Origin of the sequence: Tunturiibacter gelidiferens (assembly GCF_051013345.1) — a bacterium.
GTDB classification, from domain to species: domain Bacteria; phylum Acidobacteriota; class Terriglobia; order Terriglobales; family Acidobacteriaceae; genus Edaphobacter; species Edaphobacter gelidiferens_A.
Genome location: NZ_CP132939.1, coordinates 1,224,073 through 1,247,188, shown reverse-complemented (window position 1 = coordinate 1,247,188; position 23,116 = coordinate 1,224,073). Strand labels below are relative to the sequence as shown.

Annotated in this window: 21 protein-coding genes; 3 read left to right on the top strand and 18 right to left on the bottom strand. The window is 56.9% G+C overall.

Annotated elements, in window-relative coordinates; genetic code table 11:
• Positions 1-6 precede the first annotated feature (6 nt).
• The 18 genes from RBB80_RS06085 to RBB80_RS06000 form a co-directional block, all read right to left on the bottom strand.
• A complete protein-coding gene (locus RBB80_RS06085; RefSeq protein ID WP_433967356.1) occupies positions 7-2,142 on the bottom strand; it encodes a choice-of-anchor D domain-containing protein in 2,136 nt (711 codons plus the stop codon).
• On the bottom strand, positions 2,142-2,516 hold the full coding sequence (locus RBB80_RS06080) for a hypothetical protein (protein WP_433967355.1): 375 nt from the start codon (positions 2,514-2,516) through the stop codon (positions 2,142-2,144). The genes RBB80_RS06085 and RBB80_RS06080 overlap by 1 nt, the downstream gene beginning before the upstream one ends.
• Before the next feature lie 24 nt (positions 2,517-2,540).
• Entirely contained in the window at positions 2,541-4,628 is a 2,088-nt protein-coding gene (locus RBB80_RS06075) for a WD40/YVTN/BNR-like repeat-containing protein (protein ID WP_433967354.1), read from the bottom strand.
• Positions 4,629-5,007: 379 nt separating this feature from the next.
• Positions 5,008-5,676 (bottom strand): hypothetical protein, encoded by a 669-nt coding sequence (locus RBB80_RS06070; RefSeq protein ID WP_433967353.1) that lies wholly within the window; start codon positions 5,674-5,676, stop codon positions 5,008-5,010.
• Positions 5,677-5,684: 8 nt separating this feature from the next.
• Positions 5,685-6,308: a deoxyribodipyrimidine photo-lyase gene (locus RBB80_RS06065; protein ID WP_433967352.1), complete on the bottom strand. Its 624-nt coding sequence runs from the start codon at positions 6,306-6,308 to the stop codon at positions 5,685-5,687.
• A gap of 204 nt (positions 6,309-6,512) precedes the next feature.
• The gene (locus RBB80_RS06060; RefSeq protein WP_433967351.1) at positions 6,513-6,848 is read right to left on the bottom strand and encodes a cytochrome C oxidase subunit IV family protein; all 336 of its coding nucleotides are present in this window, start codon (positions 6,846-6,848) and stop codon (positions 6,513-6,515) included.
• 41 nt (positions 6,849-6,889) lie between these two features.
• Positions 6,890-7,654, bottom strand: coding sequence for a cytochrome c oxidase subunit 3 (locus tag RBB80_RS06055; protein WP_433967350.1), 765 nt, complete (start codon positions 7,652-7,654; stop codon positions 6,890-6,892).
• Positions 7,647-9,320 (bottom strand): cytochrome c oxidase subunit I, encoded by a 1,674-nt coding sequence (locus RBB80_RS06050; protein ID WP_433967349.1) that lies wholly within the window; start codon positions 9,318-9,320, stop codon positions 7,647-7,649. Before RBB80_RS06050 ends, RBB80_RS06055 begins: the two co-directional genes overlap by 8 nt.
• Entirely contained in the window at positions 9,317-10,027 is a 711-nt protein-coding gene (locus tag RBB80_RS06045) for a cupredoxin domain-containing protein (RefSeq protein ID WP_433967348.1), read from the bottom strand. The genes RBB80_RS06050 and RBB80_RS06045 overlap by 4 nt, the downstream gene beginning before the upstream one ends.
• On the bottom strand, positions 10,024-10,359 hold the full coding sequence (locus RBB80_RS06040) for a cytochrome c oxidase subunit II transmembrane domain-containing protein (RefSeq protein WP_433967347.1): 336 nt from the start codon (positions 10,357-10,359) through the stop codon (positions 10,024-10,026). The genes RBB80_RS06045 and RBB80_RS06040 overlap by 4 nt, the downstream gene beginning before the upstream one ends.
• A 9-nt stretch (positions 10,360-10,368) precedes the next feature.
• Positions 10,369-11,268: an SCO family protein gene (locus RBB80_RS06035; RefSeq protein WP_433967346.1), complete on the bottom strand. Its 900-nt coding sequence runs from the start codon at positions 11,266-11,268 to the stop codon at positions 10,369-10,371.
• Positions 11,269-11,305: 37 nt separating this feature from the next.
• Positions 11,306-11,998: a hypothetical protein gene (locus RBB80_RS06030; RefSeq protein ID WP_433967345.1), complete on the bottom strand. Its 693-nt coding sequence runs from the start codon at positions 11,996-11,998 to the stop codon at positions 11,306-11,308.
• Positions 11,988-12,242: a hypothetical protein gene (locus RBB80_RS06025; protein WP_433967344.1), complete on the bottom strand. Its 255-nt coding sequence runs from the start codon at positions 12,240-12,242 to the stop codon at positions 11,988-11,990. Before RBB80_RS06025 ends, RBB80_RS06030 begins: the two co-directional genes overlap by 11 nt.
• 17 nt (positions 12,243-12,259) lie before the next feature.
• Positions 12,260-13,330: a hypothetical protein gene (locus RBB80_RS06020; protein ID WP_433967343.1), complete on the bottom strand. Its 1,071-nt coding sequence runs from the start codon at positions 13,328-13,330 to the stop codon at positions 12,260-12,262.
• 33 nt (positions 13,331-13,363) lie between these two features.
• Positions 13,364-14,695 (bottom strand): quinol:electron acceptor oxidoreductase subunit ActD, encoded by a 1,332-nt coding sequence (locus RBB80_RS06015; protein WP_433967342.1) that lies wholly within the window; start codon positions 14,693-14,695, stop codon positions 13,364-13,366.
• Positions 14,695-16,137 carry an NrfD/PsrC family molybdoenzyme membrane anchor subunit gene (nrfD, locus tag RBB80_RS06010; RefSeq protein WP_433967341.1) on the bottom strand — a complete coding sequence of 481 codons (1,443 nt, stop codon included), beginning with the start codon at positions 16,135-16,137 and terminating at the stop codon, positions 14,695-14,697. The genes RBB80_RS06015 and nrfD overlap by 1 nt, the downstream gene beginning before the upstream one ends.
• Positions 16,137-19,337, bottom strand: a complete 3,201-nt coding sequence (locus tag RBB80_RS06005; protein ID WP_433967340.1) for a TAT-variant-translocated molybdopterin oxidoreductase — start codon at positions 19,335-19,337, stop codon at positions 16,137-16,139. Before RBB80_RS06005 ends, nrfD begins: the two co-directional genes overlap by 1 nt.
• Positions 19,334-20,203: a cytochrome c3 family protein gene (locus tag RBB80_RS06000; RefSeq protein ID WP_433967339.1), complete on the bottom strand. Its 870-nt coding sequence runs from the start codon at positions 20,201-20,203 to the stop codon at positions 19,334-19,336. The genes RBB80_RS06005 and RBB80_RS06000 overlap by 4 nt, the downstream gene beginning before the upstream one ends.
• A gap of 426 nt (positions 20,204-20,629) precedes the next feature.
• Between RBB80_RS06000 and RBB80_RS05995 the strand changes: the two genes are divergently transcribed.
• The 3 genes from RBB80_RS05995 to RBB80_RS05985 all read left to right on the top strand — a co-directional run bounded on the left by RBB80_RS05995 (position 20,630) and on the right by RBB80_RS05985 (position 23,092).
• The gene (locus tag RBB80_RS05995; RefSeq protein ID WP_433967338.1) at positions 20,630-21,337 is read left to right on the top strand and encodes a DNA-3-methyladenine glycosylase family protein; all 708 of its coding nucleotides are present in this window, start codon (positions 20,630-20,632) and stop codon (positions 21,335-21,337) included.
• A 153-nt stretch (positions 21,338-21,490) separates the two neighbouring features.
• Positions 21,491-21,880, top strand: a complete 390-nt coding sequence (locus tag RBB80_RS05990) for a DUF2809 domain-containing protein (RefSeq protein ID WP_433967337.1) — start codon at positions 21,491-21,493, stop codon at positions 21,878-21,880.
• 24 nt (positions 21,881-21,904) lie between these two features.
• Positions 21,905-23,092, top strand: coding sequence for a hypothetical protein (locus tag RBB80_RS05985; protein ID WP_433967336.1), 1,188 nt, complete (start codon positions 21,905-21,907; stop codon positions 23,090-23,092).
• The last annotated feature ends 24 nt before the right edge of the window (positions 23,093-23,116 follow it).

Genomic DNA, 23,116 nt, shown 5'->3' with positions numbered 1-23,116 from the left:
GGCGATTTACTGAACGATCAGTGTGAGATTGACACTTCGCGTCAAGCCAGCGCTCGTCGCTCCCGCAACTACGGTGTAAGTTCCCGCCGTTGTCACGGGGCCCGACGGCGCGCCTGGATTCGATCCACTCGTCAAAGGAATCTCCCGTCCCGCACCGCAGCCGCTCGCAACGAGCAGCAAACAGAGCAAAGCAAAACCGGCCACGTTTGAGCGGCGCGCTGGCCGCAGCACCAGCAACACGAACGGGAACAAAGTCGCAAACAAAAGTGTGCTCGGGCGACTAGTCGAAGATCGGCCCGATGAAGACGCCGCAGCAACCCCCGTCAACACCGTCACGGAGACTGTAGTCGTACTGCCAAGCGGAATGCTTGAGGGGGTGACGTTACAGGTTGAGTTAGCAGGAATCCCCGTGCAGGTGAAAGTTACCGTGCCAGAAACATTTGACGACGAACTGAGCAGCAACGGAAAAACAGCGTTCTGACCACTCGTAATACTAATGCTGGTAATCCCATTCGTGGTGAGTGTGAAATCAACACCCGGCCCGGTAAGTGAAAGTTTCTGAGGGGAATTGCCCGCGCTATCTGTCACGGTAAGCGATCCGGAACGCGGCCCACCTACGGTCGGCGCAAAAGCAACCTGCAACACGCACGCTGTATTAGCCGCAACGCTAGCACCGCAAGTGCTGCTATTGGGCAGAATCACATAGTCTCCCGTAAGCGAAATTCCTTGTATCGAGAGCGGCACATCCACGTTGTTCGTTAGCGTGACAGTCTGCGGAGCAGACTGAAGACCAACACCGGTAGCGGGAAACGCTACCGTCGAAAAGGGAGCCAGGGACACGCCAGGCGGCGCAACGCCGATACCGTTTAGCGCGACGGTCTGAGTTCTGTATTGATCCGATACTGAAAGCACACCACTGAGCGGTCCGATGTTCTTCGGCGCAAAACTTACATTCATCGAACACGTTGAATGCGGATTCAGCGAGTTGCCGCAGGCATTGACTACCGTAAAGTCTCCACTCGTAATCTGTGCAGCAATCAGGGTCAGCGGCAGATCGCCCGTATTGGACAGGGTGATCTGTTGTGCAGGACTTGCACTATCGATCTGCTGTACGCCAAAAGCCAATGACAGTGGCGAGAGCGCGTCTGTCGCAGGAGATGTCCCAACTCCAATCAGCGAGGCGGTCTGCGTTCCCACATCATCGGTCACGGTTAAGGTTCCGCTTCGCGTTCCGGAGGCCGTAGGCGTAAAGGCGATACCGACTGTGCATCCACCTGGTCCAAGGCTGGGACCGCAGGTGTTGACCGTGATTCTGTAGTCTCCGCCGGTTATGATCGTCCCCTGCAAGCCCACAGCGGCATTACTCGTATTGGAGATTGTAATGTTCTGGACCGGACTGGTTGCATTGAGAGGTGTTGAAGGAAAAGTGAGCACAACGGGATCGAGGACAATAGCCGCCGCGGCCAATCCAGTACCCGATAGTGTCACGGTCGCCTGCCCGCCGGCAACATTGCCGTAGACAGTGAGGATACCGCTACGACTCCCCGTTGCAGTTGGCAGAAAACGTACCTGAATCGCGCATGTAAGGTTGATAGCAATAGGCGCTCCCTTACAGTTATCAGTCTCATTGAAATCGACCGGGACTGCCACCTGGCTGACCGTAAGCGGGGCAAGCCCTGTATTTGTAACTGTAATAGTCTGCGTCGCACTCGCTGTACCGATCGACTGCGCGTGGTAGGTAGGCGAAGGAGGATTGAGGCTGATTGTCGGCTGCGCAGCGGTAGCTGCCGTAACCAGGGGAATCTGCCATAATCCGCGACCATAAGTTGCAGCGCGCAACTCACCGGTGCGGCCATCACCCGTTGCCATGGCTGGCGCAGCCGCGAGTTCGACTACAGGGGCATTCGGCAAATTAGTACCGTAAACGCTCCAACAATTAGCAGTGGTACAAGTGGTAACCTCTGTCGTGACATACACCCCCGTGTCCATCGCGACATAAAGAGTATTGGCATCGTTGGGATCGACGACGACGCTGTTCGCCGGGGCATCAGGAAGGTTGCTGCTGATGTTGCTCCAATGAGCACCGGCATCGATGGAGCGATAGAGATGCGCTGCGTTGATTCCATTTCCTGCAAACCCCATCACCGTCGCATAAATGGTGTTCCCAGTCGCGTCATGAGGATCCGCTGCGAGGGAGGAGAGATCGAAGCCCCTGAGTTGAAGCTTGTCCCTTGCCCATTTGTGACAGGTGAAGTTGCAAGATCGGTCCAGGTCGTTGTGCTGTTTGCGGTCCCCGCCGTGGTGATGGAGTAAAGATGGCCTCCAGCGCTCCCACCCCCATCAAGTCTTCCCGCCATTCCGGCGTAGAGAACCGGCGAACCTGCATCCTGCGCAGCCGATGCGTTACTTATGAGGCCACCTGCAGCTAGAGATCGCAGAACCGGATTTGAACTAGCGCAGGATGTGCCCTGAGGGCCGGCCAGAAAGCTGCTTAGCGCGTTCGACGACGACCACAAGGACCCATCACCCGCCGGTCCACTTCACACCCGGCAAGTCCCGACGAGAATATTGGACGGAAGAGCGGGATCGAGCAGCCAGGGAGCATCGATGAGGGAGTCATCTTCATCGACCTGCGCAGGCCCAATCGTCGGCGTCCCCATAAAGTCCGCGGACGTGCAGGCCGCACCTTTGGAACACTGACGGATACTCACCCCGGCGGCAGTGGAGACGTACCACAGCAATGGATTTGTCTGGTCGATTCCGACCGTGCCGCCTTCGCCCGTAGAAAGCTGCGGCCACGAGCTTGAACTCAGAGATGCAGTTGCTGCGGTGCCATTCGCCCCAAGACCGACAAGCAGCGCCCCGGCGTCCGACGGATGCTGTGCGAAGCTTATGACCTCTGCCAGTGAACCGAGGCCGCCGTTGAGGTTTTGAAAGTGAGTCGCGTCATCGGCGGAGCATGGAGGTAACTGCTCGTTTACACCGTCGGTCGACCGCCATAGGCCTCCATCGTTGCCAAGATAAATCAGTGGCTGGGAGGCCGTCGCCAACGTGGCAATCGCATGCTGAGCGGGCGCGACCTGCGCGGGAGCGGCACATCCATTTACCGCATTGGTCGAGTTGCGCAACACGCACCCTGCAGCAAGAGAGCAGCGATAAAGATCGGTCGTCCCGGCATACAAAATCGTGTCCTGGGTCGAGCCGCTCGGTCCCGATGGCGTAGCCGCAAGCGCAAGATTATAGTCTGCCTGGGGTATGACGTTGCTGCCATTGCCGATCTCCAGCGCGCCCGATGGCAACTGTTTGCCGAAGGTAACAATGCCGCTTCCGCAGCTCCCTCCGGATAGACCACACACATCCTGCCACAGACCTTGATCGAGATTATTCTTATCGACCGTCAGCGCAAACGTATCGCCAGTGTCAGGCTGTACAGCCAAAGCCCCGCAAAAGATCGGGCACGATGTGCTTCCTATCGAGTTTGGATCTACTGGACAGGCCGCTGTGGAGAGCCCCTGCCCAGGTTGGTTCGCAAGACGCGTCCACGTCACACCATCTGCTGACTCATAGTATCCGTGATAGCGAACCGCGGCGTAGAAGCGCTGACGAATGGGGTTCCAGACAACCGCTGTCGCCGCTCTACCACCGAGATCTCCGTTAGAAGGTAGCGGCGTCTGTACGGTTTGGCTGCCGTCCATGATGGTTGACATCTGCCAGGTGACACCGGCGTCGATCGAGTAGTAAAGGCCCATCACGCTGTTAGTCGTATCCGGCGCGTTGACGAGAACACCCTCGGCCGCCTGCGAGACCGCTGCTACGACAGTACCCGGAGTCGTTGAACTCCACGCAAAACCTGCAAAACCAAGTCCACTGAAAAGGTGATTACCTGCCACGCCATCCTGCGAGTTTTGAATGAGCGTCCACGTCACCCCGTTATCGGCGGATCGCAGCAGCCCGCTACCGTAAAAGGAATCGGATGCGTCGTTAGAATCCCCAGTCCCGGCCAGGATCACGCCGGCTTGAACACTGATTGCGCCGATACTGAGCGATGGGATGGCTGCAGTTCCGGCGTTCGCGCTGAACACCGGCAGCGTATCGGTAAGAGGGATGAACGTAACGCTGGCAGATGGTCCGGCCGCATTGCTCGACTTCCAAACTCCGCCGCCGGTCGTCCCAAGATAAACCGTATTTCCGGTTGGATCGGCCGGATCGATCGCAATCGCGGTAACGCGGCCCGTCACGTTGCCATAGGCGATGCTGGCGACCTGATTTGGCCCCACTGCCTGCCACGGCGCACTTAGACTCGATAGTTGAGGCAAAGCCGCTTGCTGCATCAGCATCCCTGCATGCTTCTGACGAGCGACATCCATGGCTTGCGCAGCCGGCACAGCTCCCGCAAGAGTACGGCCGCCGAGAAATCGACGCGACCGAACCATGTGCGAAGAGATGGAATACGCCGACGGAACAGTGCCTTCGGGCTTCGCAGTTGCTGGTGTAGGGTACAACTGGCCAAAGACGAGAATAGGCGCAGTAAACGTGAGAAAAAGAACAATCGTATAAAAAAAGCGACTCACACAGTGGCGGAGATGATGCGCGAGACGCTCGTGTTGTGAGGATACGACTAGGCCCATAGCGTGTGATCCGCAACTTAAAGACAGCTAACAATGATGCTGCAAGCTGACATAGGATGAGTCAACGCTAGAGCAGGAGAAGTACGACAGACTGTGCCAGAACGGGATGAGAAATCTCTCATCAACGTTTTGACTCTCAGAAATTACGGGGCTCTCTGGCCACCTCTTCAAAGTCTTCCTCAGCGAGCGATGTAGCAGGAATCGACAACATCCGCCTTTTCTCGAATCTACCATCAGCCGCAACAACGCCACAATCTCATCATAGTTGTAGGCTTACTAGTCGAGGACAAGAAACAAATATCGGCCGCCGATGTGGCAATGAAGGACGCGGTTTGCCGAGAAGATAGACCCCTCTGAACGCCTAAAACGCCAGCGAACTTTACTGAGGCAGGACTTCCATCTGCCGAATGTATTCTTTGGAATCGAACTTCTTGCCCGTCGACGCACCGGACATATATCTAATCTTGCCGAAGATGGGCCGCGTGCCCCAGGCGCGATCGAACTTTCCCAGGACCGCCCACGCAATACCGGCGTATCCGTTCGGGTCGCGGCCGTCCAGAAAATACTTGTCGTTGAGATAGATCGAGTACTTCATCGCCGTCGCAACGTCGGGTGTCCACTCCAGAATCTTCTTTGCCCAGTACATCCGCAGGTAGTTATGCATCCAGCCATATCGAACCATTTGGATCTGGGCAGCATTCCAAAGATCGTCAAAAGTGTGCGCATTCTCCAACTGATGAAGCGTGTACAAATGTTCGCGTTCGTCGCGAGCGTGTTCGGCGATAGTCGTCTTCGCCCAGCTCTCAGCGCAGTCAGGTGAGTCATAGTTTGCCGTGTAGCGCACGAAGTTGACAGCAAGTTCGCGCCAGGCGATCAGTTCGTTGAAGTAGCTGTCGCGCGCAGAGTGCAACTTGGGATTCGCCTTCGCAGCCGCATCCACGGCGAGAGCAATCGTGATTGGACCTATATGCCCATAATGTAGGTATGGCGACATGCAAGAAGTGCCATCGGTCTCCGGATGATTACGCTGTATGTCGTAGTCTTCCAAGAGTTTTCCTATAAAAAACTTGAGACGCCGGAGCGCGGCATGAGTTCCCCGTGCCACGCTTCAACCGGAAGAACGCTACGGTCGAGTTCCTTCCAATCGCGCGTCATATCCTCATGGACGGAATCGGCATGAAACCCCCGAGGCCGCTTCCATGCATGCTCAGCGCGGACATTTTCGTAGGGATGCAGAAATTCGGGCAGAAGACGATACAGGCGCGGACGAATCGTATAAGCACCGTACTGAGCCTTTTCTATAAGCTTCGAAGGAACGACTACATCCGTATCGACTGTCCAGAACGGAATCTTGATCTTCGATGCCAATTTTTTACGCCACTGTTCTGGCACCCGCATGGGATTTTCATCCCCAACCAAAAACACTGCATGCACGTCAGCTAACAACTGTTGGTGCGATTCGCGAGGAGCCCGACGCATCACAAACGTAATATTTCGACTCGCAAGATCGGCCTCGATATCCGGCAGACCCTGATTGAGAAAAACATAGTGACGCAGATTCGCGTGGGGAAAGTTAGAGATCCCCGCAAAATAGACTACAAGCGGAAGGCCAAGCAGGTTAGCCACTTTAGCGGCAAGATCAACCGCATGATTGTCGATACCGCGCTGAGCCCTTTGCATCCAGTAGACAACGCACCTTCCCTCCGGATCTGGCGCTCCATCCCGCCTCACTGTCACGCGGGAATCTTTCGACCAGCTCAGCAATTCTTCCGACAGGGCAGATCGCGGAAAGAGCATAATTCGAGTGTACGAGGTGCCGCAACACAAGTTCGACGCAATAAAAAATGCGGCCCGAAGGCCGCATCCCTGTGAAAACAATCTGCACTACCAAAGGCCCCATGCGCGGCTGATGTAGTCGCTCATAGTCATTGTGATCAAGACTAAAAACGTGAAAAACCCTGCAGCAACCGTCAACTTGATCAGATTCGACTGATATTTGACATGCATGAAAAACAGAATGACTACAACAGCCTTGAAGCTTGCAATAGCCAGCGCGACGACTGGATTGAAGATACCCAGATCAATATAGGCTGCGCCCACTGTAATCCCGGTAAAGACCAGCAACGTTGCAAAAACGATTCCATACGTCACCGGCGTAATGATGTGATGATCGGCATGCTCCGGATTGATGACATTCGACGGATCGTGATATTCGGACATAGTCTTCTCCTTCCAGGCCAAAACGGCAACTACAGCTGCGGCTAGGAGCCGGGGTGTCTGTTGATGAGATAAAGCAAGGGAAACAGGAAGAGCCAGACGATATCCACGAAGTGCCAATACAATCCGAAGTTCTCGATAGGAGCAACATACCCTGAAGAGAACTCTCCTCTATTGGCGCGCCATGTAAGCCAGAACAAGAGTCCAACTCCCAAAATCATGTGGAACGCATGCATTCCGGTCATCGCAAAATAGAGGAAGAAGAATACCTGCGTCTTCTGCGCCATATCAGGTGCAAGCGGCTTCTCCTTCAACCCATAAGCCTGCGGATTGACGAACTCGGACACATCAAAGTGCGCGCCTGGAATGTGATGCTTCTCCCATTTCTCGTGATACTCGACCGCTTTGATCCCGAGGAAGGCGACTCCAAAGAACGTTGTGAGCACGAGAAAAAGGACAAGCAGACCCTTCTTCTGCACCTCCGCAGCCCACACCCCAAGTGCCATGAAGAATCCAGAGGTGATCAGAATGGCGGTGTTGGCAGCGCCCAAAGGGATACTGAGCTGATTGGAAGATACGACGAACGCATCGTGATACCAGTTGCGGTACAGCAGGTAGGCGAAGAAGAGGCCGCCAAAGAACATAATTTCAGTCAGGAGGAACAACCACATGCCAAACGTGGCAGCCTCGCGCTGCTGCTCTTTCGTTTCAAAGTGATGGCGGTGCTGCGGAAGAACGACGTGTTCGTGTTCCGCCGCAACTGCGGTCTCGTGCGTGTGTGGATGCGTAGCTACGATCGTGTTATCCAACGGTCGTCACCTCTTGTGCAGTCTTGTGTGCGAGCCACTCGTAGTCATAAGCTTCATGATCCACGACCGGCGTCTCAATAAAGTTTTCGGTCAGCGGCGGCGATTGAATCTGCCATTCGAGTCCGGTAGCCTGCCACGGGTTATTGCCTGCAATAGCGCCGTACTTCAGCGACCACCCCAGATAAAGCAGCGGCAGCATGTAGCCGACGCCAAGTACCGTGGCACCCGCTGTCGACAGAACGTTCAGCACCTGGAACTCCGGCGGATAGGCGTGGTACCGTCGCGGCATACCCAGATAACCAAGAATGAACTGCGGCAGGAAAGTCAGGTTGAATCCGATGAAGGTCGTAACCGCTGCAAGCTTGGAGAGCGACTCAGGATACATACGCCCGGTCATCTTCGGCCACCAGAAGTGGATGCCCGCGAGAAACGCCATCAGCATTCCGCCCACCATCACAAAGTGAAAGTGAGCAACGATGAAGTACGTCTCCGTCAGGTGGATGTCCATACCCAGGGCGCCTAGAAAGACTCCCGTCATGCCACCGATCGTAAACAGTCCCAGGAACCCAAAGGCGTAAAGCATCGGGGTCTCGAACGTGATCGAACCTTTCTGCAAGGTAAATGCCCAGTTGAAGATCTTGATTGCCGAAGGGACCGCCACAAGCATCGTCAACAGCGAGAACACCAGCGCCGAGTAGTTGGAGACGCCCATGATGAACATGTGGTGAGCCCAGACAAAGAACCCAAACAGAGCAATCGCTACGGACGAGAACGCAACCGCCGTATAACCGAACACTCGCTTGCGGCTAAACGTGCTGATGACTTCAGAGATGACTCCCATGCCAGGAAGAATCATGATGTATACAGCAGGATGCGAGTAGAACCAGAAGAGGTGTTGGAACAGCAGCGGATCGCCACCTTTGGTTGGATCGAAGACTCCAATTCCAACCAGTCTCTCGAGCGCCACAAGAACCAGAGTAATCGCCAGCACAGGAGTGCCAAGCACCATCAGGATTGACGCGGCGTAGTGCGACCAGACAAACAGCGGCATCCGGAACCAGGTCATTCCCGGCGCCCGCATACGGTGGATGGTTACGATAAAGTTCAGCCCCGTGAAGATCGACGAAAATCCGAGAATGAAGACGCCCGTCGCAGCCGTGACCACATGGGTATTCAGGTAGTGCGTGGAGAGGGGCGTGGTGAAGGTCCAGCCAGTGTCTACGCCGCCCAGCACCATAGCTCCAAGAACGACGAGACCGCCAAGCCAGTAAAGATACCAGCTCAACAGATTAACTTTGGGAAAGGCGAGATCTTTCGCGCCCAACATGATCGGAATCAGGAAGTTCCCCAGGGTCGCCGGAACGGATGGAACCAGAAAGAGGAAGATCATCACGATACCGTGCATCGAGAAGAACTTGTTGTACGTGTCTGAAGCGACAAGATCTGGTTGGGGCGTCAGCAGTTCAAGCCTGATCAGACCTGCAAATGCACCCCCGATGAAAAAGAAGAAGGTGATCGAGATCAGATACAGCATCGCAATGCGCTTGTGGTCGCCAGTGAACAGCCAGCTGAGCAGCCCGTCCTCGTTGTTCAGATAATTGCGCTTTGGAATCGTGGCCGTCCTCTGGTCCGGCAGGTTGACGATCGTGTAACTCGTTGCACTCATGGCTTCACCACCCCTGGCGTTGTCGGCGCCGCTTGGTTCGACTGTGACGTGGTCAGCGTCTGCTGGACACGATAGTTGCTCTGCATAGCTTTGATGTACTCGACCAGATCGATCAATCCGTCTTCGCTGATCTGCCCCTGGTAGGTCGGCATGATCGGGGCGTATCCAGCGGTGATATGCTGCGAAGGATTGAGGATCGCATCACGCAGGTAAGCATCATTGACCAGCACCTGTGACCCGCTGGTTAGTTGCAACTTCGAGCCGTAAACACCTGCGAGATTCGGTCCGCGAGCAGCGGCACTCCCCGAATGGCATGCGTTGCAGCCCATACTGGCGAAGAGCCTCTCGCCATTCTGAGCCAACGACATGCCACTAGTGGACTCCTGCGTCCACTTATCGTAGTCATCAGGGCTTAGCACGGTAACTTCGCCAATCATTGCGGAGTGATTCGTCCCGCAATACTGCGTGCAGAAGATATGGTAGGTTCCTGGAGTCGTCGCCTGAAACCAAACCGTGGAGTAGCGTCCCGGAATCACCTCGCGCTTCACGCGAAAATCAGGAATGGAAAAGCTGTGAAACACGTCCTGCGAGATCATCGTCAACTGCACAGGACGGCCAGTCGGCACATGCAGCGCATTGATCTCGTGCTGCCCGCCCGGATGCTCTGCCTTCCACATCCACTGCTTGCCCACCACGTAGATGTTCATAGCGTTGGTCGGGGGTTGTAGATGCGGAAATACAGCAGCGCACCCCAAACAAACACAATCAGGAAGAGAGCGAGAGGGATGATGGTCCAGGTCGCCTCAAGCAGGGTCGAGCCTTCTACTTGGATCGCCTCCGGATGCCTCTCCTTGCGGTAGCGGATCGAGAAACCGAAGACAAGGAAACCCACCAACGTCAGGCCGACGACCGTGATCAACAGCAGGAAGAAGTAGAGCGCGTCAGCGTAGGGCGCGATGGTCGACGCCTCGCGCGGAAACAGCGCCGAAGCGTTAAGCCACTTCACCAAAAATTGCCACAGGACTGGACTGATATGCATCGTTACCCTTTATCCGTTCTCTTTCTTAGTCAGGTCGTGTTCGCGCGCTGGGTTGACATCTCGTCGAAACATCAAAAACATAAAGCCACCTAGACCCGCCACGGTCACCATGCCGCCAAACTGCACCACTCGCGCAATGATCAGCGAGTGCTTATTCGTCTGCGGATCGTAGTGATAGCAGTAGGTCAAAATGTTCGCCACGGGTGAACCAATCTTGTTGCCCGAAGCATCGATCAGCCCCAGCAGCATGTCCTTCGGCGAGTACTCCACTCCCAGGTAGTACTGAGCCAGCTTTCCGTCCGTCGTAACAATCTCGATTGAACTGGCGTGAGCGAACTGCGTCAGCTTTCCATCGGGCCCGGGAACCTTGACATATCCAAAACCAACCGCATTCGTCACCGCATCAATCGCCGGTCGCTGCCCCGTTAGGAAGTGCCAGCCCGAAGCAGTCTCCGGGCGCCCATAACGCTTCACATAGAAGGCCTTTTTTGCCGCCGCAGTCTCCGGAGTCTCACTCGGGTCGATGCTGATAATGACCACATCGAAGTCTTTCCCGGGTGTCAGCTTGACCATCTCCATCGCACCGGTCAGTCCGTCCAGCTCCTCAGAGCACAGCATCGGGCAGTTGTAGTAAACCAACGAAAGAATCGCGGGATGCTTCCCAAAGTAATCACCCAGCTTTACAGTCTTCCCGGTGTCGTCCACAAAGGACGCGTCCAGAGGAAGCTGCTGATTCAAATGCTGTGAAACTCCAACCTTCTGCAGCACCTGCGGCAACTGGTCGCCGGCGTTATCACCACTCTGCTTATCGCCATAACTTGAGACTTGCGCCGACAACGGAGCGCCCAGCAGTGCGAAACAAAGTATTGCCGCCTGCCATCCACCTCGGATTGTCCGCCCGTATCTCATATCTCTTCTCTATGATAAATCTGCTTGAGCAAATTCATTACTTTGCTGGAGCAAGCTCTGCCTGCGTTGCTGCTTCAGCTTTGCCGTATGTCATCTTTTGCTCCCGTGCTTCGATAACCTCAAGCTCATATCCAGTCCGGGCAAATCCGGAGGTCAAAGGAGCCGAGACCACTGGCTTCTCATCTCCGGCCATCTCGACGGTTGCCGCTGCCGCCTGAGGGTTGACCGGGAGACCGCGCTGCGCGATCAACTCCATTGCACGAGAGATCGGAATCCGAATCGACCCATTCTCGGCAGGAGTAACGCTGTAGTAGTTAAGCAGGAGATCCTCGCGGGCATGCATGTCCGCCGTCGCCTGATTGCCGTCATCAATATCCAGACGAGGCTCCGGGAAACTCGACGTCATCTGCTGGAACTCTCTCTGCTGCATCTCCGGGTTGCTGGCCAGATCCTGCCGCTTGCCGTTGGTGGTCTCGGCACCTGCAAACGCTGACAACTTGTTCCACCTGGTCGTCGGCCCGTCAGATTTTTCAATCGCCGAGTTGATGACCTTACCCATCACAAAGCAGAAGAGGAAGAAGACCAACACGGACCCAAACAGGCCAGCCAGAAATACAGCCACTCCGCCAGCATTGACGTCCGTCGTTTCATATCCCGGAGAATCCGCGTCAGGGACATGAGCGTCGTGTGCTCCCGGTGTTTGGTGCATCTCGTGATCGTTAGTGGGCATGTTCAGGCTCCAACATCTCTTCAACGTGAGGATCGTTCACATTGAGCAGAGGACGTGCTTGCAGTTGCGTCATGTAATAAGCAGCCCATAGCGAAATAACGGCCACGGGAACAGTGATGTACGCGAGAATTCCAACGTTGCCCGCGAGATGCAGATTGCCTGCAGCATCGGCAAAGTTCGGCTCAATCAGCCAGAACATATCCAGGCAGCGCGCGAAGATCATGAAGCAAGTCAGCCAGATCATCTTCTGCTTGTTCCGCTTCAGGTCCCGCGACAGCAGCAGGCAGAAGGAATCAGCCAGTGACAGATGAAGTCCGCCGAGCAGACATACCACCACCCGCCATGAATCCGGTTCAGATACCAGGGAATCTCGTCCGGCACATTGCCCGACCAGATGATCAGGAACTCGGCAAAGCAGAGATAGATGTTGAGCATCACGAACGCAAATGCCAGCTTGCCCAGATCATGCTGCTCGGTCGCCCTCAACATCGTCTTCATCGGCTCAAAGCGCGAAAGCAGAATCACCGAAAGAATGCCAAGCGCGAGGACAGCGTACCCTTGCCCTACCAGGAACTGCAGCCCCCAGATCGACGAGTACCAGGTGATGTCCAGTGACTTGATCCAGACAATCGCACCATCGGTCAGGAGAATGACGTAGATCAGAATTCCAATGCCGCTCAGGTTTTCGAACTTCACCCGCCAACGGTCAAAGCTCGGCTCGGTCCCACGCGCCGGATCTGCATCACGCTCCATCGACCACTTGTTGAGGAGGAAAGCAAACAGCAAGAGAATCGCGAAGATAAAAACCGTCTGAAAGATTGCAGCGCCAGGATTCAACATAGCGCGCTTCGCGTTCAACGTCATCGCCTGCTCAAGAGTTACCGCGTGATTTGACAACGCCTGAGCCACCGCTCCAGCCGTCGGAAACGCCGCCCACTGGTACAAATGCTTCCACAGGAAGATGATGGGTACGAACATAAGCCCCACCAGCCAGATCGTGCGCGTCATCGCCTCGAGCGGTCGTCGCAGCAACAGGCCCCACTTACCGCCGCTGACATACTGCAGCATCAACATCGCCAGCCCGCCACCCGCGAAGCTGAAGCAGATCATGTACCCCAACAGGTAGGCGCGAAGGATATGATTCTTTCCCTCATGGGTGAAGGCGAAGAAGATCGACAGAATCGTGGCGACCGCAAAAATGATCAGCGCACGCATCCGCCAGGCGGAGAGAATCTCCGGCGCAGCGAGCGACGCAGGCAGTACTCGCGGGCCGTGGTGGGAGTGGTCGTCCTGCCCGCCCGCTTCTCCGTTATGTTCGTGTCCAAATGACATGCGTTTCAAGCCTTCGTTCGGAAGCTTCCGAGGTTACTGCTTCGGTGCGGTTTGGCCGGCAGACGTCGCCGGAGGAACTGCGTTGGGTCGCGATGGTGCAGCAGAGGTCGTTCCAGCAGCCCCGGCTCCCGGGACGGGCAGCACATAAAGTCCATTGTCAGGTGTTCCCGTCACAGCAGTCGGCGGTAACACCCATTCATTAGCAAAGGAGCCTGGCAATCCCTCCCGTTCGGCAATACTTGCAAGCGGCTCAACATGAGCTCCCGATGCCACGTCCGCCTGCGTCGCCTTTTGGCTGAGCTGCAATGCCTTGATATAGGCGACAATCGCCCAACGGTCTGCAGGTGTGATCTGTGAGGAATAGTCGGGCATCGAACCATAGCCATTCGACATCACGTGGAAGAAATGCCCCAGCGGCGCGCTCTCGAGCCGAGCCGAATGGAAGCTGCCGGCCTTGGAGTACCCGCGCTGCACGATCATGCCGATACCATTTCCCACACGCGAGTGACACGGCGTGCAGTAGACGTTGTAACGCTCCTGCCCGCGCTCTAACACCTGGATCGTAGCCGGGAAGGGCATGCCATCTCCCTCTTTACCATTCACGAGCCCGGTATAAAAGTAGGCGTCTTCATGCAGCTGGTTCCGCGCAACCGTATTCTCGACCTGCGGACGCACGGAGCGGCCATCCGCATAAAAATCTGTCCCGCGCTGCGGAAAAAACTTTGGCTGATTATGCATATCCTGGCGGCAGCCCGTGACCACCAGCAGGGACAACGCTGCGGTGACGAGGCCAAGACGCCGGGATGTCAATCTCACTTGCGTATTAATGATCCACCTCCACCACGGAGACCGCAGGGAACTGCTCGAGGAACGTCCGTGTCTCTGCGAGCGAGAACTTGGGATCGACCCCTCGATGCACAGGAAAAACTTGTCGGTCGTCGCGCCGTTTCTAAAGTTCGGCGCGTTGAAGACCGGATGATAGAGCTGCGGCAAACCATTCAGTGCAATCATCCCGAGCGCCGCCGAGAACCCGGCGAATAGAATCGTCCACTCGTACGCTGGAATGATGAATGCTGGCCAGGAGAACAGCGGCCGACCGGCAATATTCAGCGGATAGGCCCAGACATTGATCCAGGTCTCCATCAGAAACGCCGTCGTCACTCCCATCAAGCCGCCAATCAGGCACACCAGCGGCACACGCGTCTTGTGGAAGTGCAGCGCCTCCGCAGCTTGTTCGACCGGGTACGGCGTATAGCACTCCATCCGGCGGTATCCCGCGCGGTGGGCTTCTTCTGTTGCATGCACTAACTCACCGGGCGTATTGAACTCGGCCAGTATTCCGTAGATTCCTTCGCGGGGCGGCATTAAGATTCCTCCTCACTAACTATCTCTGCGATCTGTCCGCCCGGCGTCACCTTGGTCTGTGGCAGCATCATCCGGATCTCGGACATCGGAATCATGGGCAGGAAGCGAACAAACAGAAAGAACAGGAACGTAAACAGACCCATCGTTCCCACGTAGATCATGTAGTCCCACTTCGTCGCACGATACGTACCCCAGCTCGAAGGCAGGTACTCGCGGTAGAGACTTGTCACAACAATGACGAAGCGCTCGAACCACATGCCCGTATTGACGATGAGCGAGAGGATAAAGAGGAACGTCACGTTGACCCGAAGCTTACGCGACCACAACGTCGTCAGCGGAATCGCGATATTGGTCAGGATCAGGATCCAGTACGCCCAGCCCATCGGCCCGAACATACGATTCCACATCATGAAGAACTCCCAGTGGCTGGCCGAAAACCACGCCATGAAGACCTCCATGCCGTACCCGTAGGCCACGATCGAACCCGTCGCCAGCATCACCTTCGCCATGTTGTCCAGATGGCGCAGCGTTACCAGGTCTTCCATGTGGTAAAACTTGCGGATCGGAATCGCCAGCGTCAGCACCATCGCAAAACCGGAATACACGGCGCCGGCAACAAAGTAAGGCGGGAAGATCGTCGTATGCCAGCCCGCCAGCGCCGCCACGGCGAAGTCGAAGCTGATGACCGTGTGCACCGAGAGCACCAGCGGCGTCGAAAGACCCGCCAGCAGCAGGGAAGCCGACTCATATCGGATCCAGTGCCGGGTCGAACCACGCCAACCCAGCGACAGCATCCCATAGAAATACTTCGCCGCCGGCATCGTCGCCCGGTCACGCAGCGTCCCGAAGTCGGGAATCATGCCGATATACCAGAAGATGATCGAGATCGAGGCATACGTCGAAACCGCGAAGACGTCCCACGCCAACGGGCTGCGGAACTGCGGCCACACGTTCATCGTGTTCGGGTAAGGGAAGAGCCAGTAAGCGAGCCACGGACGGCCAACGTGGATCAGCGGGAAGGTTCCAGCGCAGACCACGGCAAAAATCGTCATCGCTTCCGCGAACCGATTGATCGAGTTACGCCACGACTGTTTGAAGAGCAACAGAATCGCCGAGATCAGCGTTCCCGCATGGCCGATACCGATCCACCAAACAAAGTTGATGATGGCGAATCCCCAGGCACCGGGAATCGTAACGCCCCAGATTCCGACGCCTTTAATAAACAGCCACGTGCAGCCGATCACCACGCCCATCGCCACGCCGCCGCCGACCAGCAGGCCGAAAAACCAGCCCAGCGGAGTGTTCGACGTCAGCACGATCCCGGCAATCTTCTGCGTCACCGACCTGAAGTTATGGCCCGGCGCGATAACCGCATACTCGCCAGTACGCGGGTCGATCATGGGATCGACGATCGGGTCTTGCATGGGTCCTTTAGTCGCCATTATGCCAGCTCCGGATGCGGGTTGATGACTCCGGCCGTATAGGTGGTACGCGGACGGAAGTTGAGATCAGCGAGTACCTGGTAGTCGCGCTCCTCAGCCTTGGCCTTTGCCACCTTGCTTGCCTTGTCGTTGATGTTGCCGAAGGTAATGGCGCTGGTCGGGCAGGCCTGCTGGCATGCCGTGACAATTTCGCCGTCACGAATCTCGCGGTTTTCCTTATCCGCCTCAATCTTTGCCGCCTCGATACGCTGCACGCAGTAGCTGCACTTCTCCATTACGCCGCGCGAACGGACCGAAACGTCAGGATTCCGCATGAACTTCAGGCTCTCCGTGTCGTAGTCCGAATACAACAGGAAGTTGAACCGGCGTACCTTATACGGGCAGTTGTTCGAGCAATAACGAGTCCCAACGCAACGGTTGTAGACCATCGTGTTCAGGCCCTCAGGCGTATGCACCGTCGCGCCCACCGGGCAGACCTGTTCGCAGCCCGCGTTTTCGCAGTGTTGGCAAGCCATCGGCTGAAAGTGCGCCTTCGGTGCATGCAGGTCGCCTTCGAAGTACGTATCGAGGCGCAGCCACTGCATGTTGCGTCCTACCTTTACCTGTTCGCGGCCCACGACGGGGATATTGTTCTCCGCATAGCAGCTCACGATGCAGGCATTGCAACCAATGCAGCTGTTCAGGTCGATCGCCATTCCCCAGGCATTCTGAATCTTCAGCGTCGATGGGTCCTGCTTCTCGTAGTTCCAGTTATCCGGGAAGAACGAGTTGTCGTGCGGAACCTTCTCGCCCTGCGGCGAATATCCAACCTTGTCGATCAGCGTCCCGCTCGCGCCACCCTCATGAGCGAAGTTCGGATTCTTCTTGACTTCCTCGAGCGTCGCATAGCGGATGATCGAACGCTCCTCCGCCTCGTGCCCAGCCAGAGAGTACACACCCTCTTTATCCGACAGCGGCTTCTCCAGATCGTGCTGCGCAAAGCTGCCGCGATGCTCGATGTTGTGGACCTTCGTAATGCAAAGATCGTACGTTCCCGGCACCTTCTTCGCAGTCGCGCCTGAGACCGACAACAACCCGTCCATAGTGCGAATCTGGTAAGCATCGAAACCGACACCCTGGCCAACACGGCCCGCCTCAACGCCACGGCCAAAGCCAAGATGGACCGTAATCACGCCATCCGGATGGCCCGGAATCATCATCGCCGGCGCAACCACCTCGCGGCCGTTCAACGAAATCTTTACCGGATCCGACTCATCGAGCTTCAAATCGGCCAGCGTGTTGATACTCATGATGGCCGCGTTATCCCAGCTCAGGCTCGTCACCTGTTTGGGTAGCTCCTGCAACCATCCAACGTTCGCGAAACGGCCGTCGTAGATCGAAGGATCAGGCCGGAACGAAACTTCGAGGCCGCTCGGAGCAGCAGCCGACGCGAAGGACGATACGGCACTCTTACCCGCACCACCAGCCTTCGCCGTGAACGCAGTTCCTTCCACCCAGCCGTCGTGCAGCGCCTTACGCCACGCTGTAGCAAAGTCGCCCTTGATATAAGTCTTCGCATTCGCAACAACAACGTCGTAAGCCGACTGCTGCGGATCCGCCAGCAGCGCCTGCAGCACATCATGCGCCGACTTGCCGCCATACATAGGATCGATCATCGGCTGAATAATCGAGATCGTTCCGTCGTACGCACGCGCATCCGACCAGCTCTCGAGATAGTGCGCTTTGTTGATATGCCAGTTCGAGATCGCACCTGTCTCGTCCACATGCGAGGCAAGCTGTGCCGTCACCGGAACGTTCACGAAGGCATCCCTGAAGCCGAGATCCCACGGCGCCGAGTAGATCGGATTGACACCAAGCACCACCAGCCACTGAACCTTGCCGGCCTGCATATCTGCGACCAGCGACTTCAGGTCAGCGACCTGCTCGCTCGGCATCGGGTTCACCGTCTCGGTGTAGATAACCGTCTTACCCACAGCGCCCAGCGAAGAGTTCAAAGCATAAGCCGCAGCATGCACCGCCGGCGAAGCCTGCTCACCGGGAATCACAACGCACTTGCCGCCGCTGCTCTTCAAATCGGCGCTCAACGCAGCAAAAAACTTCTGCTGTTCCGCGGTCGCACCCTGCGGAGCCGAACCATTCGCCAGCGCCACCGCAAAGGTTGCAATCTCGCTCGGCTTCAACGCCAGCCGATGTTCCGCCTTGAACCCCGTTACCGTCGGCATGGTCTCGACGACGTACAGCCGGTTCATCGTCTTACCCTCTTCATACCGATGCCGTTCCGCGTAGCCGGAAGCCAGCGACAGGAAACCAGGATGAGCAATGCCACCCAGGAAGTCCGCATCGAGCGAAACGATGACATCAGCCTCTTCCAGCTTGTACTGCGCGTCCGCATAGCCGCCGAACGCCGCCTTCGAAGCCGCGCGCGAGGAGTCCTGGTTCACCGGCTCCCACTGCACCATCTTCGCCTGCGGATACGCCGCCTGCACCTGTTTCCACTGCGCCGCCAAAGTCGGCGAGGTAATTGTCTCGCTCAGGAAGTAGATGCCCTGCCCGCCAGAGGTCTTCTTCGCGGCGGTTGCAAACGCCTGCTGGAACTCACCCCAGGAAGAAACTTCACCGCGATGCAACACATGCTGCGAACGGTCTGGATCGTAGAGATCAAGCAGCGTCGCTTGCGTAAAAGCGTCCGACTTCCCCTTCGACATCGGATGCTCGGGATTTCCATCGACCTTGATCGGCCGGAACGAATCCGACTTCACCAGCACCGGAATCGCGCCCGTCGGAAATGGATAAGCCGTCGCAAAGTACATCGGCTTGCCGAGAACCAGGTCCTCAGGCTGCTTGATGTAAGGAAAGATCGGCTCATCCGGCTGCTTCGTACAACCCGCCAGTCCAGCCAGCGCCAACGACGCGCCCATCACCTTCAGGAAGCCGCGCCGGCTGACCGCATCGACCCACTCGCCCGCTCCAGCCTGTCGCGGAAACTCTTCCTGCATCAACTCCTGGAACGCCGGCGTATCCGCCAACTCATCCAGATTCTTCCAGAAGCGCCGACCCGTCTTGCCATCCAGCTTCGCATGAACCTCAGCAAGCGTCATCTTCGCCGGTGCAATCTGGGTGATCACTACGGGTTGTCCTGCTGGTGCTTTCATCTCAGCCATCGTCTCGTCTGTTCCAGTCTTGTTCCCAGTCGTCTTCATCGGTGGCACGTCTCACAGCTCGACAGCTGCTCCGGATTGCGGATGTGGTACTGGGCCGTCAGATACTTGCCCAGGTCAATCTGGCTCGTGAACTTCTGATAGCTCGCCGGCATCGTGATCCCCAGTGGCGGCACATCGCTCGATGTCGGCCCATTCGCCTCGGTGTTCATCTGCAGCATCGCCACCTCAGGACTCTTACCCGAAGGATTCGTCGTCGTGCAGCTCACACTCTGCGCAGTCGGGCCAGAGCCAGCCGCGCCCGTTGCCGTGCTCGAACACCACACCGGCTTCTCGCTCGAAGGCCCAGCCCAGGCCATGTTGTAGATCTCACTGGTGGGCCGCAGATTCACCGCAGGATTGCGATGGCAGTTCAAACACCACTCCATCTGCAGCGTGTTCTGCTGATACATCAGCGGCATCTCGTCCACGCGTCCATGACAACTCGCGCAGCCAATGCCTTTATTCACGTGGATCTCATGATTGAAGTAAACGTAGTCCGGCAGGTCATGCACGCGGATCCACTGAATCGACGCGCCCGTCGCCCAGCTCTGTCGCACCGGCTCAAGCAGCTCGGCGTTGGTCCAGATCTGCGCATGGCAGTTGATACAAGTCTTGGTCGGAGGAATCCCGGCATACGCGGCCTTCTCCACCTGCGTGTGGCAGTACTGGCACTGAAGGCCAAGTCCCTCAACGTGGTGCTTGTGGCTGAACGGTATCGGCTGATCCGGCCGCTGACCCTGCCGCGTCACCCACGGTGATCGCTGCAGTTCGTTCAGGGTGACGCCGAGCGCGATGACGATTACGCCAGTCAATACCAGGCTGAATCGAGCCAGCGCGTTCGAACTGCGGTCAAAAACTTGCGCCATGAGTGCGTTCCTGCTTCCTCTGCATTACCTGAGCTAAGGGTTGAGAAGTTGCTGTCAAGGGTTAGGTACTGCTGCTATCAATTTACCGGGTTACCGGGCAAATCCACACTCCGGCGGCTGGAGCGTCCGCAATCGGAGGTGCCCCGAAAAATTCCTGTCTCGAAACTCAGAGTATAGCAGTGGAAAAGAATGTCTCAACTCATCTGCAACAACTCGCAACTGATTTTCTTCCTGCAACATCCGATTATCGAACCCGCCTAGAACCGCCGACACAACATCTCGTGCATGCTTGTTCATCGGCTGAAAACCAATACAACATCTAACCTGCCTGAAACGTATCAGACTTGTAAATGCAAACCAACTTAGTCCGAATTCTGCTAATCGCCCACAAGACTTTTCCGCCCCTCCTGCGATACCGTCAGTGTCATGCCGCGTCCGTTCCACACGCCACGTCCTCCACGCTATAACACCGCTCAAGCCCTGCTCGATCTCTCGACCTCAGACCCCAAACTAGGCAAGCTCATCGAACGCGCAGGCCCCTTCAAGCTCAACGTCTCCAGCACCCAATCCCCTTTCGAAGCTCTCGTCGAAAGCATCATCTATCAGCAACTGCACGGCAAAGCCGCCGCCACCATCCACCGCCGGCTCCTCGAAAGCTTCTATCCCGTCACCTCCAACCAGCACTTCGCCGCGCAACATCTCCTCGACTGCCCCAACGAGCAGCTCCGCGCCGCCGGCCTCTCCCACAACAAGTCCCTCGCCCTCCGCGACCTCGCCGCCAAAACCCTCGACGGCACCGTCCCCACCCTCCTCCGCATCCGCCGCATGTCCGACGAGGCCATCATCGAACACCTCACCCAGGTCCGCGGTGTCGGTCGCTGGACCGTCGAGATGCTTCTCATCTTCCGCCTCGGCCGTCCCAACGTCCTTCCCGTCGACGACTACGGCGTCCGCAAAGGCTTTGCCCTCACCTTCGGCAAACTCAAACCCGCCGACAAGGTCACCCCCGCCGACCTCCCCAAACCCGACATCATGCGTCGTCGCGCCAAAAAATGGCAGCCCTGGTGCTCTGTCGCCAGCTGGTATCTCTGGCGCGCCTGCGACCTCGCAGCCGGAAAACTCCCATCCGCCTGATTTTAGAAATCCAACCAGGAACACCCTCAGGTCCCCAAATTTTCGCAAGAGGCGTCGCGAACGGTAGTTGGGAGTCAGCCTGTCCGCTCAGCCAATCCCGCCGCCTCAACACCTCAAACAACGTGATCCTCAAACACCAGAAACAGACGAACAATGCGCCGCTCCATCACCACCCTCACCCTTCTGCTCATCACCATCCCCATCGGCCTCGCCGTACGCTTTCTCCCGCTCGGTCTGCCCTGGTTCCTTTATAAATACCTCGGTTCCACACTCTGGGCAGAGGCACTCTACTGGTTCCTCGCCACCCTCCTCCCAACGCTCCGCCCAATGGCAGTCGCCACCATCGCCCTCACTATCGCCACGCTGCTCGAACTCAGCCGCCTAGTCCCCATCGCCTCCATTGACGCCTTCCGCCTCACCTCCGCTGGAAAAATCCTCCTCGGCCGCTACTTCTCTTTCAAAAACATCGTCGCCTACGTCCTCGCCATCACTCTCACCGCCACGCTCGACCACCTCGTCGCACATCGGCAGACAAAATCCTGACATCCCCTCCGTATAGTCCTACCTATGACCGAAGCGGGCCGTCGAACTCTGTCTGTCCTTGGCATCTGCGCGGCCTGGGCGCTTACCTCGGCCGCTCCTCTTCTCAAATATCTCTCTCCGGCTAAGGCAATAGTCGCCTTGGCACTTGGCTCTCTTTCCATCGTCATCGGTATGTCCTGCCTCATTCGTCTCAACCGAAGGCCACGTACGATCAGCATCGGCTGGTTCCTGCTTGTCTTTCTCGCTCTGACGGCAGCCTTCGCAATCCTCTATCCCCTCTCCCTGAGACACACCCTGAACATCGGATCGGACCGCGAAGATGCCCTCCGCATCGAACTCCTCGCCGTCCGCCATCACCAATACCCTTACGACACGCGCACCTTCCTGGGCAATCCACCGACCCCGCTGCCGGGAGCGATGCTGCTGGCCGCACCATTCTTTGCTATGGGACACATCGCCTGGCAAAACTTCCTGTGGCTCGGTCTATTCTTCGGCTTCACCCTCCGCTTTTTCCGCTATCGCGCAACCGCCCTCTTTTATCTCGCGGTATTCCTCCTGTTCGCACCAGCACATCTCAGCGACTTCTCCTCAGGCGGCGACTACCTCACCAACTTCTTTTACATCGCCATCGCCGTTACTCTCTTCAGCCAATCTCTGAATCATTCCCTTTACGCCTCCATCCCCGCCGCACTCTTTCTCGGTGTCGGCCTCTCGTCGCGCATCCTCTATGCCGTCATCCTGATTCCTCTGCTCTCGTTTACCCTGCAACGAACCTCCCGCCTCCGCACTGCCGTGCTGTTCTTTCTCGTTCTCCTCTCAACCTTGGCCGTCACTCTACCGGTTTTTTGGCGGCATCCTCTCTCGCAACTCCTGCTGCAGCTCCAGCAGAACGGAATCAAGCTCCGCTACATTCCCGCCGTGATTCATCCTCAGTGGACCCTCCCATTGCTCGCGATTCTCGTAGCTTCCACCGCCTTTTGGATTCGCATGGATCTTCCACGCCTCTTTCTCATCTTCGGCGCCGCAACCTTTGTGATGCTTGCGCCCTTCGTCGTAACCTTCGCACTCCACTCGGACAAGTTGCGTTACGCCTTCTTCTATCTCTCGGTTTCCACGCTTTCGTTCTCTCTTTGGGCACTCTCACGCTACGAGCACAGCGGACGGAACACTTATCTGATCCCGCCAGCGGAGCGTTCGCCCCGGACCGCATAACTCCACCCTTTAATGATTTACGGC